Origin of the sequence: Streptomyces sp. NPDC052036, from assembly GCF_040680495.1 — a bacterium.
GTDB lineage: Bacteria > Actinomycetota > Actinomycetes > Streptomycetales > Streptomycetaceae > Streptomyces.
Genome location: NZ_JBFAWW010000010.1, coordinates 167,129 through 181,494, shown reverse-complemented (window position 1 = coordinate 181,494; position 14,366 = coordinate 167,129). Strand labels below are relative to the sequence as shown.

Sequence of the window (14,366 nt, the reverse complement as noted above, 5' to 3'; positions counted from 1 at the left end):
ACTCATGACGAACCCAGCCGAGAGGCTCGTCGACCTGCTCGACCTGGAGCAGATCGAGGTCAACATCTTCCGCGGTCGCAGCCCGCAGGAGTCCCTGCAACGGGTCTTCGGCGGGCAGGTGGCCGGCCAGGCATTGGTCGCGGCCGGCCGCACCACGGACGGCGAATGGCCGGTGCACTCCCTGCACGCGTACTTCCTGCGCCCTGGCATCCCGGGCATGCCCATCGTGTACCAGGTCGAACGGATCCGTGACGGCAGGTCCTTCACGACCCGTCGCGTCACGGCCGTGCAGCGGGGCCGCACGATCTTCAATCTGACCGCCTCCTTCCACAAGCCTGAAGAGGGGAGCTTCGAGCACCAGTTGCCGCCGGCTCGCGAGGTCCCGGACCCGGAGTCGCTGCCGACGGTGGCGGAGGAGCTGAAGGAGCATCTGGGCGGGCTGCCCGAGACGCTGGAGCGGATGGCTCGGCGCCAGCCCTTCGACATCCGCTATGTGGACCGGCTGCGCTGGACCCCCGAGGAGGTCAAGGACGCCGAGCCGCGCAGCGCCGTCTGGATGCGCGCCGTGGGTCCGCTGGGCGACGACCCGCTCGTGCACACCTGCGCGCTCACCTATGCGAGCGACATGACGCTCCTGGACGCCGTCCGTATCCCCGTCGAACCCCTGTGGGGCCCGCGCGGCTTCGACATGGCGTCGCTGGACCACGCCATGTGGTTCCATCGGCCGTTCCGCGCGGACGAGTGGTTCCTGTACGACCAGGAGTCCCCGATCGCGGTGGGTGGCCGTGGCCTGGCCCGGGGCCGCATCTACAACCTGAAGGGGCAGCTGATCGTGTCCGTGGTGCAGGAGGGGCTGTTCCGCAAGCTGGGCTGACCTGCGGTTTCACCGATCGTCGACCGGCCCGCGTCGCTTCGTGCGACGCTCCGCGGGCCAGTCGTTACGACGTTCTTGCCGAGAACGAAGCAAGGTCGTGGCCCGAGGCTCACCCCACCGCGTCTCGTCGCGTTTCGTTGCACCCCACAGCGATTGTGCCAATAGTGTGCCGGCGAAGACGGTACTTCCTCGTGTCGTCGATGTGCCTGGACAAGGCGGCTCGGCTGCCGCCACGGCTCCTCCCGCCCACAGCGCGACATCCCGCTCTAGGCCGAGCTGTACCGGGAAGGGCGGCTGCTGCTGGATGAGTTGATGACGGATACGTGCCTGGTCGAGGACTTCGCAATGTGGCGGGGGACGCGGAGGCGGGGCGGGTGGCTCAGGGGTCCTGACTTTTTGAAGGGGTGCTCGGGAGTTGTCGGGTGCTCACGAGATATCCACAGGCGCCGGAAATCCCGTGGGGCGTTGTCGGTACCGGCCTCTAGCGTCGTCCCATGAGCTACCGCGACGTCGCCTCGAAGCAGGTCCTGATCTGGTCCTGCACCACCGTCGGCGCCCGCATGCCGGTGGCCATGGCCCCGTTGGCCCTGGTCTTCCTGGTGCGCGAACGGCCCGGCGGCTACTCTCTGGGCGCGATCCTCGCGACGGCCTACGCCATCGGCGAGATCGTCGGCGCCCCCGTCCTCGGGATGCGCCTGCGCCCCGACCGCGCCCGCGCTCACCTGGCCGTCGGGCTCGCGGTCGGAGACGCCGCCTTCACGGGCCTCGGGGTGTTCCCCGACGCGCATCCGGCGGTCCTCGCCGGGTTTGCATGTCTCGCCGGTGCCGCCCCCGCCGCCGCCACCGGTGGCCTGCGCACGCTGCTCACCGTCCTCGTCCCGGAGCGTGCGACAGCGCAGGCCCTGTCCGTCGAGTCGATACCGACGGCCGGCATCTGGGCCGTCTCCCCGGCCGCGGTTGCCGGTCTGGCACTCGGTGTCGCATCGCCCGTCCCGCTGTTCCTCGGCGCCGCCCTGATGGCGTCGTCGGTCGCGGGCCTGTGGCTGCTTCCGGCCGACTGGGGCACGGACGACACGGGCGGCGAGGACCGGACGAGCGTGTCGCTGCTGCGACTCCTGACCGGCGCCTGGCCGGTGTACGTCATGGGCGCGGCCAGTCTGGCACTGCTCGGTCTGGCCGAACTCGTGCTGACGGCCCTGCTCGAACAGCGCGGCGTCGGCGTCGGCTGGTCCGGTCCGCTGCTGACCGGGATGGCGGTGGGCGGGGGGCTCGGCGCCTTCGTCCACGGTCTTCGGTCCTGGCCCGGGCGGCTGCGCACCCGCAGCGTGGTGTTGATGGCCGGGACATCGGCGTGCGTGGCCCTCGCGGCGCTGACGCCTCATCCGGCCGGAATCGCTGCCGCGCTGGTCGTGGGGGGCACGCTCCAGTCGTGTGCGATGCTCACCCGCAATCTGTCTCTGCGCGAGGCACTTCCGCCGGGCGCTCTGGCCGCGGGTTACTCGGTGATGTACGCGGCGGCGGGTGCGGGTTACGCGGCGACAGGGTCGCTCGCCGGTGCCCTCCTCAAGGTGGTGGCACCGTCCACGGCCATCCTGGCCGGAGTCGGCCTCACCCTGGTGCTGACGGGGGTCGGCTGGTGGGGCGAGGTACGCCGGGCCGGCCGTTCAGCGCCAGGAGCCGAGCCCGCCGTAGCTCTCGGCTCCGCCGCTTCCAATTATGTCGCCCCCGGCCCGGAAGGTCCGGCAATAGGCGGTCGGGGTGACGCCGAGCGCCTCTTGTAGGTGCTGCCGCATCGACTGGGCCAGCCATGCGAACAGCAGCAACCAGGCCCCCAACCTGAACACAAGGACTTGACAGGGAACTCTGCTCATGCGAGCACTGCACGCGCATCTCCGGCTCGATCGTCGGTATCCCCCGGGCCGTGCTGCACCGTCTGCTGCGTGCGGCACGGCCGTCCGAGTGTCTCGTGATCAGGGCCGCGGCGACGTCCGTCGACCACTCCGACCCCAGCCGGCTGCGGACAGCTCTCGGGGACGGCGTACTGGAGGCGGATCTCGTCATGGCCGCCGACGGGGTGGGCAGCCGTCTGCGCGCCCGGTTGTTCCCTGAGCACCCCGGCCCGGTCTACAGCGGGTCGACCGTGGTGCGCGCCCTCACCGAAAGCCCGGTCGAGCTGGACACCGACTTCGAGTTGATCTGAGGGAGGGGCACCGAGTTCGGTCACATCGCCTTCGCCGACGGACGGGCCGAGCGGCACGCGGTGCGCAACTCACCCCCGGGCGAGCGGCATACGGACGCCCTCGCAGCGATGCGCCGCCGCTTCGGCACGTGGCACGATCCGATCCCCGCCCTGCTGGACGCGACCCGGCCCGACGCCGTCCTGCACCACGACATCCACGAACTGGCGACCCCCTTGCCCGCGTTCACCGCAGGCCGGATCGTCCTGCTCGGTGATGCGGCCCACGCCCTGACCCCGAACCTCGGGGTCAGGGTGCCTTGCCAGGCGCTGGAGGACGCGGTCGTGCCGGCCGCCGCGCTCGCCGCCGAGAACACCGTCGAGTCGGCGCTGATCGGTTACGACGCCGAGCGCCGCCCACGCAGCCGGTCCGTCGCGCGCGCCGCTTGCCAGGCCGGCCGGATGGGTCAACCGCTGACGCATCCATTGGCTGTCGCCCTGCGCAACACGGCCCTCCGGGCTGGCACCCTCCCTCGCGACCGTCCACGCCCTCTTGCGGCACGCTGGCTGGACACCGCCGGACCTGGGCTGACGGTATCGACGCACACGGCGTGGTGGACACGGCAGCCTTGCCGGTCGACCGCGCGGCTCCAGAAAAAGTGGCAGGTTCGGGACAAAGGATTGGCCAAGTGTCTGATGCTTTCGGTCGCTTGTGATCGGGTCTCCTGCGACAGCTGTAACCACACCCGTACGGGAGGATCTGGTGCCGGCGCAAACCCGCAGAAGACGATGGCTCACGATCTGTGCCATCACCGCCACCGCCGGACTCGTCGCGATACCCGCGAGTGCCACGTCCGGTCGGCACAGCAGCCCCTTCGGGGCTCGCACTCTGGCTCAACTCGCCGCTCAGCGCGCGCACTCGGTGGGCGCCATCAGCTCCAAAGCGAAGGCGGACGACGGCGATGACGGCAACGAGGCCGACGAGATCGCCGAGGGCGCGGACCAGTACGCCGAGGCCCGCACCTCGCCAGGCATCGTCGCACCCGGCGCGTACGGCGCTGCCTGGCAGAGCCTGAGCAACCTGCCTGGCACCGACGGCAGTTGGCACAACATCACCGACCTGCCGTACAACTCCGACGACCCGCGCTACCGCGACATCGACTCCAACTCCAGCGGCGGGTCCGGCAACGTCACCGGCCGTATGGCCGCGATGGCCGCGGACGACGACGGCTACGTCTACGCGGGCAGCGCCGGTGGCGGCGTATGGCGCTCGCGGACCGGCGGTGGGCACTGGCAGCCCATCAGCGACCGGCTGCCCTCGCAGTCGACGGGCACGCTGGCAGTCGACGGCGCCGGACGGCTGTGGCTGGGTACCGGCGAGGCGAACACCAACGCGGACGCCTACCTCGGCAGCGGCGTCTACGTCCTCTCCCACCCCCATCACGGCAGCTTCTCCACGCGCAGCCGGGTCGGCGGCGACGAGCTGGAGAGCACCACCATCCGCCAACTGCGGTTCGGCGGGGGCAAGGTGTGGGCGGCGACCAGCGAAGGCGTGTGGAGCCACTCCACAAAGAACCTGCGCGGCCCCTGGAAGCTGGAGTTCGCACCCAACCCCGACTACCTGCCCGGCGGTTCGAAGGCGACCGAGGACGACGCCGCGTACAAGAACATCACCAACGACATCGCCTTCGACCCCAAGGACTCCTCGAAGGTGATCCTCGCGGTCGGCTGGCGCAGCGGCGACGACTACAACGGCTTCTACACCAGGACCGGTGGCGCCTGGCAGCGGATCTCCAGCGGCTTCGGTGACCTGCCGACCGACGCGGACAACGTCGGCACGGTCACCTTCGCCCACTCCGCCGACGGCTCGCACTACTACGCGATCGACCAGTCGCCCGAGCAGATGGCGACCAACCCGGACAGCGGGCTGGAGGGCATCTACAGCGCATCCTCGCCGTTCGGGCCCTGGACGAAGATCGCCGACTACAAGCAGCTGGCCACCGACGGCTCCGCGCTGACCACCGCCGGCTACATGCCCGGGGTGCAGGCTTGGTACAACCAGTTCCTGACCGTCGACCCGGCCAACCCCCGGCATGTGTACGCGGGTCTGGAGGAGGTCTACGAGACCAAGGACGGCGGCGCCACCTGGTCCACCGTCGGCCCGTACTGGAACTTCACCTTCCCCTGCTGGAGCATCGACCCCGCCCAGCAGACCGGGAACTGCAGCCCGACCACGCACTCCGACCAGCACGGCGTGGCGATCGGCCGCTACCACGGCAAGAGCTATGTGTACGTGGGCAACGACGGTGGTGCCTACAGGCGCCCGGTCGACGGCTCTCAGGACGCTTCCGGCCATGCCACGGACTGGACCTCGCTCAACGACGGCACCATCGACACCCTCCAGTACTACTCGGTGGGCATCGGCAAGGACCCGGCCCACGGCGGGGTCTCCGTCACGGGCGGCCTGCAGGACAACGGCCAGTCCATCCTGCGCAGCAACGACAAGGTCATGGGTTCCAACTTCGGCGGTGACGGCGGCGACACCCTCACCGACCCCGCCAACGGCTGCAACCTCGCCGAGGAGTACGTATACCTCGCGATCCAGGTCACCCAGAACTGCGCCGTGAACGACGGTTCCTGGGTCACCGATTCCAGCAAGGCGACCTCGTACAACGTCGCCCCGGCCGACAACGCCACCAGCGAGGCCCGCTTCATCGCCCCGCTGGCGGCGGACACGAAAAACAGCTCCACCTGGGTCGCGGGCGGCCGTCACATCTGGGTGCAGAGCCACGGCTACGCCATTCGCAGCGGCTCGGAGTGGAAGAGCGTGTACGACCTCGGCGCCGGCCGCACTGCGACCGCTGTCGCGGCCTCCGGCGGCAAGGTCTACGCGGCCTGGTGCGGCCCCTGCAACGAGCAGGGCTTCGCTCGAGGCATCGCCGTCGGCAACGCGGACGGCACCGGCTGGCACGACATCACCCTCCCGGCCACCGGCGCGGACGGCACGGTGCCCAACCGGTACCTCAGCGGCTTCGCCGTCGACCCGAAGGACGCCGACCACGTCTTCCTCGCGGTCAACGGCTTCTCCCGGCACTGGACCGAGGGCCCCGGCGCGGGCGCCGGCCACGTCTTCGAGTCCACCGACGGCGGCACCACCTGGAAGGACATCTCGGCGAACCTGCCCGACGTGCCGACCGACTCCGCCGTCGTCACGCCGAACGGCGGCCTCGCCGTCGCCACCGACCTCGGCGTCGTCTACCGGGCGCCGGGCCACACGACGTGGCAGCGCGTCGGGTCCCTCCCGGCCGTCGCCGTGCTCCAGCTGAAGCTGAGCCCTGACGGCAGCACCCTGTACGCGGCCACGCACGGCCGCGGCATCTACACGATCAGGGTGCGCGACTGCGACTGACGCACCACCGATGGACGGGGGTGGTCCCGGCTTCCGGGGTCACCCCTCCGTCGGATACGGCACCACGCTCACGTCGAGCGTGAAGGCGGCGCGCGCCGCCCCGGCCACATCCGGCGCCTTCGCCGGCGCGGTGACCCTGGCCGTACCACCCCGGGTGCCCGCACACCGCAGTGAGACACGGGCGGTGCCGTCGGCGTCCACCCGCCAGCCGGATGCCACGACGAAGACCGGGGCGGCACTCTGCACGGCCGTCCACCGCCTGTCGTCGACCCGAGGCTCCAGAACGAGGGACACCACCGTCCCGGGGCGCACGCACAACCGCCGCACGGGTGCGTCACCGGGGGCGACGGTGACCTGCGCATGCCCGGCGACACAGCTCCCGGCCGGTGTCGTGCGCGCAGGGGCCGACGTGGGCCCACTCGGGGTACCGGCGCTCGCGGGCGCAGTCGAGGACGGAGCCGGGACCGGTGTCGCAGAGCTGTGTGTCGGTGCGCCGCTCGACGGCTGTGCCGAGTGGCCCGCTGACGTCCCTGCGCTCGATCCGTCTCCGGTAGACGCACTGCAGGCCGCCAGGACGACCACCCCGGCGACCGCCCACCCCGCGCCCCAACCGCGCATGCCGACACCTCCCGCGCACTCGGACGACCACCAGGATGCTCCCACGCCCCGCCGTACGGGCGACGGGTGGGAGCACCTTCACCTTCCCTTGGCCTACGCAGGCCTCTGCGCCCCGCGTAGCTCGCCGCAACCAGCGCCGCCACTCACTCGTACGCCGTCGGACGTGACGCCTGCTACATCCATGATGTGTCGAACATGGAACCGGTGAGCCGCTGGCTCGTCCTTGTGATCAAACTGCCTGCCCAGCCGTCGCGGCATCGGGTCGGGGTCTGGCGGGAGCTGCGCAGGAAGAGGAGCAGTCGCTGGAGCGGTTGCGGCGCTGGCATCGGGACCTCACGGCACACGACGTGTTCGGGACCCCTGAGGCGGCGGACGCAGGCAAGCGGCTCAGGCAGTGCGTGGCTGTCTGCGAGGACTACGCCGAGCGGGCCTTCGCCGTGCTGCACCAGGCGCCCGAGGCGGAGCAGTGAGCACGGCATCGGCGGCGCGGACGGCTCCGGCCCGGCAGATCTGGCCGCTGTACGCCGCGGGGTTCACCACTGCCTTCGGCGCGCACGGGATCGCCGTCAGCCTCGGCGGTCCTGCCGCGGGCGCGGTCACCTCGCTGCTGGTGCTCGGCGGCCTGCTGGCCCTGTACGACGGTGCCGAGGTTCTCCTCAAGCCGCTGTTCGGCACGCTCGCCGACCGGATCGGCGCGCGCCCGGTGTTGCTCGGCGGACTCATAGCCTTCGCCGCCGCGTCCGCGCTGTACGTCGTCGCGGACAGCCCCGGCTGGCTGTGGGCGGCCCGCCTCGGCCAGGGAGCCGCGGCCTCCGCGTTCTCCCCGTCCGCCTCCGCGTTGGTCGCCCGGCTCAACCCGGCCTCCACGCGCGGTCGGACCTTTGGCAGTTACGGTTTCCACAAGTCGATCGGCTACACCCTCGGTCCGCTGTTGGGCGGGGTGCTGGTGCGGGCCACGGGGCTGCGGCCGCTGTTCGCCGTGCTGGCGGTGCTCGGCGTGGCTGTCGCCGTGTGGGCCGCGCTCGCCGTCCCGGTCCTACCGCCGCTGCCCAACGCCCGCCAGACGGTACTGGATCTGGCCCGGCGGCTGGCCGACCCGGCGTTCCTCGCCCCGACCTCGGCGCTGGCCGCGGCGACCGCCGCCCTGTCGGTCGAGGTGGGCTTCCTGCCGGTCTCCGGCCGGGCGGCCGGTCTGGGCACGGTGGCCACCGGGGCCGCGGTGTCGGTGCTGGCCGTCTGCGCGGCCGCGGGCCAGCCGCGGGCCGGGCGGGCACTGGACCACGGACGGCTCACGACCCGCACGGGTATCGCGACAGGCTTGCCGCTCGCCACCGCCGGACTGGGGTGCGCCATGCTTTCGAGGCTCACCGGGGTGCTCCTGGGCGCCGCGCTGATCGGCGCCGGAACCGGTCTGATCACCCCGCTGGTCTTCGCCGCCCTGGCCGCGAGCACCCCCACGGAGCGCCCCGGCCAAGCCATAGGTGCCGCCGAACACGGCCGCGAACTCGGCGACGCGGGCGGCCCGTTGCTCGTCGCTACGGTCGCCTCCCTCACCACCCTCACCCACGGTTGCACGGCCCTGGGTGCCCTGCTCGCCCTCGGCACGGTCCTCGCTGTCGTACGGCGCCGTCCCGTCGGAGGATGAAACCCGCACGGCAGGCGGCGCTGAGCACGACGGCGGGTGTCGGCGCCTGTTGACGGCGAGTTCGTAGTCGCCGATCAGGTGACCGAGGAGGGTTCCGGCGGTGAGGTCGCTCGTGACGTGGCCGGCCATGGAGAGGCGGGAGTAGAGAACCTCGGCCCGCATCCACTCGTAGTCCGCGGCGCGGTGCGGGGAGAGGGCGCTGCGGTAGGTGACCGCGGCGGCCGAGAGGGTGGCGTGCCGGGACGGTAGGAGTACGGCCCCTTGGTGCCCGGCTTGATGTGCTTGTCCGGGCGCAGGGTGGAGTCGAGGACGTACGGGGCCGGCTGCTTGTCGTCGGCCGTCATCTGCTCGCTGATCGTCTTGGCCAGCTTCAGCGCCGACTTGCGCTCCGTCTTCTCGGCCGTGCCTTGCCGGGCGGGGGGTGAGCGGCTACTGAGCTCGCGATCCATCAGGAGGAAGCACTCGACCGGGAGGCGGTCGGCGGGCATGGCGGTGCCGACGCGGCCCGGTTCCCGGGGCCAGGTGGGGGAACTCGCGCCGGGACAGTCGGGTAAGCAGACCCTGAGGAGTCATCACGGCTGACCATCGACGGCCCACATCCGAGCGGGTGCACCGCCCGGGGCGCGCGGGTGGTGTTTCGCGTCGACGGGGTACTCGCCGCGCGTCCGGGCGGCAAGGCATGGCGTGGAACGGTCGGCCAAGAAGCGGCAGAAGGAGAGGTCCCGTGGACCGGGACCGGTGTGATGAGCGGGAAACACCGTGAGTGGTGGGCGTCGGCCGCTGCCGGCGTCGCGGACCTCGGAAGCGGTCCGTCCAAAAAAGCGGCTGGTCGACGCCGCGGACGGGCGGCTGCCCGTGTGGGACGGGGGCGGGCAACTGCTGCGCAAGGCCTTTCCCGAACACTGGTCGTTCCTCCTCGGCGAGCTCGCCCTCTACAGCTTGATCGTGCTCGTCGTGAAGGGCGTATGGCTGACGTTCTTCTTCCAGCGGGAGATGCGGGAGGTGGTGTACCAGGGGCGGTATGTGCCGATGCGAGGTATCCGCATGTCGCAGGCGTTCGATTCGACCCTGCGCATCAGCTTGGACGTACGCGGCGGACTCCTCATCCGCCAGATGCACCACTGGAGGGCCACGAGTTCAGCATTTCCGAAGGACACTTGAGGGTGAACTTGATGGCAGAATCGGCTCGTTGGGCTGCAGTGCTTCCTCATGTTCCCCATTCGGGTAGGTGATCGAGCACCAGGTCGCCGGTGTGACGTCGACCCATAGGTGGTCATGTCGATCGATGATTGGCCACGTGACTGCCTCTTCCGGGCTCAGCCCACGAGCCGCACATTGTCGTGGTCAGTCAGATCAGGCCCCGGACTGTCGGGTAGCCGGAGCGCGTTACCGCGCCCCGGCCCCCTCAGAACCGGACTTGCCAGTCGTCCCGGCATCCGGCTCAAGCAAGCCCCAAGGGCTCACAGGACCTGCATAGTTCAATGCCTGTCGATCTTCGCGTGGTGCGCGAGTTGTCGACAGTGCTCACCTGCGGGTTCGCGATCACGGGCCGGAGTGTCGATAGACGGTCGCTTACCGACAGTCCGCAACCTGGTCCACCCCCCGGGGCGGTAAGGCGTCCGGATCGCGGCATTGCGAAGGACGTCGTGCGAGGCCCCATCCACCACGGAATTGTCCGGTGGGGTGGCCGCACGGGTATCGATACCCGGCCTGGGGCGGCCCCGGGCAGGACTGGACGTACATGGCCGTCCCGGTTACCATGTATTGCATGGTACCTGATGTGGCAAGTAAGGGTGGCTCAGGGAAGGCGGAAAGTCAGCTCCGCAAGGGAGTGCTGGAGTACTGCGTCCTGGGACTTCTGCGCAGTGGTGCTCGCTACGGCGTAGAGCTGCTGGAGGTGCTTGGCTCGGTGAACGTGATGGCCACCAGCCAGGGGACGATCTATCCCTTGCTGGCCCGGTTGCGCCGTGACGGCTTGGTGGACACCACCTGGCAGGAGTCCCCAAGTGGGCCGCCGCGCCGCTACTACATGCTGACCCCTCAGGGAGAGGCGGCACTGACGGAGTTCACTGAGATCTGGCCGCACTTCCGCGACGCCGTGGACCGCTTCATCACCGATGAAACGACCGAACTCCCACTGCCTTTACCCGGAGATTCACTATGAAGACCGTCGAGCACCCGCTTGCGGTGGCCTACCTGGAGGCTGTGGCACGCGAGGCCGCAGCCCTGGCGCCGGAGCGCCGCAACGAACTTCTTGCCGATCTGACGGAGCACATTACGGTGGCATTCGCCGAGCAGCCGGCCTGCAACGAGGCAGAGGTGAAAGCCGTCCTGGACCGCCTCGGCGACCCCCGCACCATCGTGGCCACCGCCCGCGAAGGCGAGACCGTTGCGCTGCCGGTCGGCAAGTGGCGCAGCCTTGCCCCGTTGATCTTGCTGCCGGTGGCCGGACTTCTCGGGGGCGTCAACCTCGCCCTGGGCGGCATTGCCATGATCGCGGGCTTCGTGCTGCTGTGGGCAGCACCTCACTGGAGCAGGCGCGACAAGATCATCGGCACTGCGGCCTCGCTCCCGGTCCCTATAGCGCTTGTCGGCATAGCCTTCACTACAGAGACAACGGGGCCGCTCGACCCGGGGCTGCTCACTCTCGTCGCCCCCAGCGTGCTGGTCCCGGCGGCCGCATCGGTATACCTCTTCCGGGCAGGGCGCCGCATGTCGTCATGATGAGGAATCGCCTGTTCTGGCAGCGTCACCGACCACATGGCGCGGACCGGGCACCCTGACGGCCGGCGCAGGTTCGAGCCGCTTGTCCATGTCGAGGCGGATGGTGCCGTACGGGTTGATGTTCGACCAGAAGAACGCGGTCAAACCGCGCCGGTCCTCGTCCCAACTACGGGTCGATGAACCGGCGAACGGCGATGCGGCACGACGGAATGACCTCTGGCGCTGTCGGCTCTCCCTCGTGCGCCACTACTCGGGGGCGCTGCGATCAGCACGGCCATAGAAGGCGTCGACGTAGCGCTGAGCGGTGTCGGGATGCAGTCCGAAGATGGCGGCGACGTGGAGTGGATCCGGGATCCCGACGGCTTCGGCTTCGTCGAGAATACGGTCCTGGCGCAGTCCGCTGAGGGTCGCCTGCCTGTCACGCACGGCATACCGGAGCCAGACCCTATTCACGGGCTCGGTGTTGTGGGCGGTTTGCTGGGTGATCAGCAGGTGCGGATTGGCCGTCCGTGGCCATCTGCCGTGTCGGTAGTCCAGATAGCGGGCGATGGCAGAGTAGGTGAGGTTGTCGAGTGAAGCTCCTCCTCTGACCTGGACAGCTTGATACTGGGACGGAAGATCCCAGAGGAAGGTCGAGGTCGAATACAACCGCACAGGGCTGCGCAAGCACCCCGAGTACGGCTACGTCACCTCGGTCGAAACCCGGACCCTGACGACCCAAGGCCTCACCCCCGCAGCGTAACCACCCTCTGTCCACGGCCAGGGGAAACTTCAGCGCCTGGCCGTCCGCACCGGGCGGTCAGGCGTCTCTGCGACGCAGCCACCCGAGCATGCTTCGCGGCCGCGTCGGTTCCGGCTGCGTGGCCGAGGTCTGATCGAGTAGGGCGTCCTCGGGTACGCCCACGGCCTCACCGCAGGCCGCGGGCGGGGGGCCAGGCATGCTGGGCTGTCCGTCCGGCGGCCCCGGCGTCGGCCTCGGAGCAGGCCGGTGCCGGCGGGCCTCGATCAGCGTCTGTGCCAGCTCGGCCCGGAGCCAGTCGATCTCGTCGCAGTCCTGCGCCGTCATGATCCGTGCCGCGATCGAGGCTGCGGGCGACTCGGGCGCCGGTTGCCCCGGCCGGACGGGCCGGAGGCGCTCCAGATGGGCCCGCTCGTACGGATCACGGACGATCTCCACCGTCTGGACCGGATCGAGCAGGGACGCCACGACGGCGGCCTTCGCCCATGGGTCCTCCGCCTGGCGCAGTTCGAATCCCAAGTGGCGTCCGCGCCAGTTACGGGGCCGCAGATCCACGCCCGCCTCCAGCTGGCCACGCAGCCCCTCCGGTGTCCTGCCGGTCAGCATCCTCGCGTTCTCCGGTTCGGAGGCGAACTGCCGTACCTCATCGGCGAGATACAGCCAGACCACGACCCGGTAGCGGTTCACGTACCAGTTCACCGGGACCACCAGGCCGAGGCGAGCGAACCGGGTGAACCTGCTCGGGGTCACTCCCATCAGGGCCGCGCCGTCCCTGGTGCCCATGGTCTCGACCCGCCCCCGCAGCGCTTCGGGGAATCCGTCCTCCGCACGCACGCGGTCGATCTCCGCACGTGTGACGCGGCGGCCCCCTCCCCCCTCGTCCGGAACGGTCCGTACGCGGCCGAGCCGGACGGCGAGATCGAACTCGCCCCGCCTGAGGTCCAGTTCTCGTGCGGCGCGGCTCAATGCCAGCGACGGCCGACGGAAGGTGCGGCCCGCGACGGTTCCGGCAGCTTCGGCGCGTGTGGGTGTGATCGTGTGTCCGGACATGGCGGTCTCCCCCGTGGATTGCCTCGCGGACGCCGTGTGCATCCGCTGCGGAAAAAACCGTAGCCCGATCGCCGGATCTCGGAGATCGTCTGTGGATAACTCCGCTCGCAGCTCGTTTCCGCAGGTCACACACCAAACGGCCGCAGGGCGGGGCATCGGCCGCCCAAGATCCGGGCCGATGTCCGCCTCGTGGTCAGAGATCCACGGTCGGCGTGTGGTCCCGCTGCCGCTCGTCCACCGCCAAGTGCTCGCCGACCTGGTTCACCAGCAGCGTCATCTCGTACGCGATCTGCCCGATGTCGGCCTCGGCAGCACTGAGCACGCACAGACAGCTTCCAGGACCGGCCGCCGTCACGAACAGGATCGCGTCATCGAACTCGATCATGGTCTGGCGGACCTGGCCCGCTCCGAAGTGGCGGCCCGAGCCCTTGGCCAGGCTGTGCAACCCGGACGACACCGCGGCAAGATGCTCGGCGTCCTCACGCCGCAGCCCGGTGCTCGTACCGGTCACCAGTCCGTCGCTGGACAGCACCAGCGCATGCCGTATGTGCTCCACGCGCCCGGTCAGATCGTCCAGTAGCCAGCTGAGTCCGGTGTTCTGCGTCATAGTCCTCTCTCCCCGTGATGTCACTCCCCCTGGCGGGAGGATCCGATCAGCCAGCCTTCACCACAGCCGCGCTCGCGGCAAGCAGGATGGACACATGGCACAGAAGATGACCGACGAACAGTGGCGGGCCTTCGTCTCCCACGGCACCCGCACGGGGAAGCTTTCCACCGTCCGCGCCGACGGCAGTCCACATGTGGCGCCGATCTGGTTTCTGCTGGATGGCGACGATGTGGTCTTCAACACCGGGAAGGAGACGGTGAAGGGGCGCAATCTCACCAGGGACGGCCGGGTCGCTCTCTGCGTGGACGACGACCGTCCTCCGTATGACTTCGTCGTGGTGCAGGGGCGGGCCGAGTTGTCTGAGGACCTCGACGAGGTGCGGCACTGGGCGACCCGGCTCGGTGCCCGGTACATGGGCGAGGAGCGGGCCGAGGATTTCGGGGCCCGCAACGGCGTCGAAGGGGAACTCCTCGTCCGGGTGCGGATCGAGAAGGTGCTGGCGTACACGGCCGTAGCCGAATAAC

Annotated in this window: 14 protein-coding genes and 2 pseudogenes; 11 read left to right on the top strand and 5 right to left on the bottom strand. The window is 70.0% G+C overall.

Annotation, left to right across the window (positions count from 1 at the left end):
* The first annotated feature begins 4 nt into the window (after window positions 1-4).
* From AB0L95_RS17010 to AB0L95_RS16990, 5 genes and pseudogenes are all read left to right on the top strand, one after another.
* Window positions 5-874, top strand: a complete 870-nt coding sequence (locus AB0L95_RS17010) for an acyl-CoA thioesterase II (protein WP_365162452.1) — start codon at window positions 5-7, stop codon at window positions 872-874.
* Between the two features lie 185 nt (window positions 875-1,059).
* Window positions 1,060-1,266: pseudogene (locus tag AB0L95_RS17005) on the top strand (Zn-dependent alcohol dehydrogenase); the annotation flags it as partial.
* A 102-nt stretch (window positions 1,267-1,368) separates the two neighbouring features.
* Entirely contained in the window at window positions 1,369-2,655 is a 1,287-nt protein-coding gene (locus AB0L95_RS17000; protein ID WP_365162451.1) for an MFS transporter, read from the top strand.
* A gap of 119 nt (window positions 2,656-2,774) precedes the next feature.
* A pseudogene (locus AB0L95_RS16995) lies at window positions 2,775-3,642 on the top strand (FAD-dependent monooxygenase); the annotation flags it as partial.
* Between the two features lie 171 nt (window positions 3,643-3,813).
* Window positions 3,814-6,459, top strand: coding sequence for a glycosyl hydrolase (locus AB0L95_RS16990; protein ID WP_365162450.1), 2,646 nt, complete (start codon window positions 3,814-3,816; stop codon window positions 6,457-6,459).
* Window positions 6,460-6,498: 39 nt separating this feature from the next.
* Here AB0L95_RS16990 and AB0L95_RS16985 read toward each other — a convergent pair whose 3' ends face one another.
* Complete coding sequence (locus AB0L95_RS16985) at window positions 6,499-6,705, bottom strand: acetyl-CoA synthetase (protein ID WP_365162449.1); 207 nt, start codon at window positions 6,703-6,705, stop codon at window positions 6,499-6,501.
* Window positions 6,706-7,388: 683 nt separating this feature from the next.
* Here AB0L95_RS16985 and AB0L95_RS16980 point away from each other — a divergent pair.
* The 5 genes from AB0L95_RS16980 to AB0L95_RS16960 all read left to right on the top strand — a co-directional run bounded on the left by AB0L95_RS16980 (window position 7,389) and on the right by AB0L95_RS16960 (window position 11,446).
* Window positions 7,389-7,547, top strand: a complete 159-nt coding sequence (locus AB0L95_RS16980; protein WP_365162448.1) for a Chromate resistance protein ChrB — start codon at window positions 7,389-7,391, stop codon at window positions 7,545-7,547.
* Window positions 7,544-8,722: an MFS transporter gene (locus AB0L95_RS16975; RefSeq protein WP_365162447.1), complete on the top strand. Its 1,179-nt coding sequence runs from the start codon at window positions 7,544-7,546 to the stop codon at window positions 8,720-8,722. Before AB0L95_RS16980 ends, AB0L95_RS16975 begins: the two co-directional genes overlap by 4 nt.
* Before the next feature lie 759 nt (window positions 8,723-9,481).
* The gene (locus tag AB0L95_RS16970) at window positions 9,482-9,883 is read left to right on the top strand and encodes a hypothetical protein (protein WP_365162446.1); all 402 of its coding nucleotides are present in this window, start codon (window positions 9,482-9,484) and stop codon (window positions 9,881-9,883) included.
* A gap of 607 nt (window positions 9,884-10,490) precedes the next feature.
* Window positions 10,491-10,886, top strand: coding sequence for a PadR family transcriptional regulator (locus AB0L95_RS16965; RefSeq protein ID WP_365162445.1), 396 nt, complete (start codon window positions 10,491-10,493; stop codon window positions 10,884-10,886).
* Window positions 10,883-11,446 (top strand): hypothetical protein, encoded by a 564-nt coding sequence (locus AB0L95_RS16960; protein ID WP_365162444.1) that lies wholly within the window; start codon window positions 10,883-10,885, stop codon window positions 11,444-11,446. The genes AB0L95_RS16965 and AB0L95_RS16960 overlap by 4 nt, the downstream gene beginning before the upstream one ends.
* On the opposite strand, the gene AB0L95_RS16955 is transcribed toward AB0L95_RS16960, so the two are convergent.
* The 4 genes from AB0L95_RS16955 to AB0L95_RS16940 form a co-directional block, all read right to left on the bottom strand.
* Complete coding sequence (locus tag AB0L95_RS16955) at window positions 11,441-11,590, bottom strand: hypothetical protein (RefSeq protein ID WP_365162443.1); 150 nt, start codon at window positions 11,588-11,590, stop codon at window positions 11,441-11,443. The two genes, AB0L95_RS16960 and AB0L95_RS16955, sit on opposite strands and share 6 nt — an antisense overlap.
* A 102-nt stretch (window positions 11,591-11,692) precedes the next feature.
* Window positions 11,693-12,112, bottom strand: coding sequence for a hypothetical protein (locus AB0L95_RS16950; protein ID WP_365162442.1), 420 nt, complete (start codon window positions 12,110-12,112; stop codon window positions 11,693-11,695).
* Window positions 12,113-12,245: 133 nt separating this feature from the next.
* Entirely contained in the window at window positions 12,246-13,235 is a 990-nt protein-coding gene (locus AB0L95_RS16945) for a DUF6397 family protein (RefSeq protein WP_365162441.1), read from the bottom strand.
* Window positions 13,236-13,428: 193 nt separating this feature from the next.
* Entirely contained in the window at window positions 13,429-13,842 is a 414-nt protein-coding gene (locus tag AB0L95_RS16940; protein ID WP_365162440.1) for a roadblock/LC7 domain-containing protein, read from the bottom strand.
* A gap of 94 nt (window positions 13,843-13,936) precedes the next feature.
* Here AB0L95_RS16940 and AB0L95_RS16935 point away from each other — a divergent pair, with 94 nt between their 5' ends.
* On the top strand, window positions 13,937-14,365 hold the full coding sequence (locus AB0L95_RS16935; protein ID WP_365162439.1) for a PPOX class F420-dependent oxidoreductase: 429 nt from the start codon (window positions 13,937-13,939) through the stop codon (window positions 14,363-14,365).
* Window position 14,366: the final 1 nt, after the last annotated feature.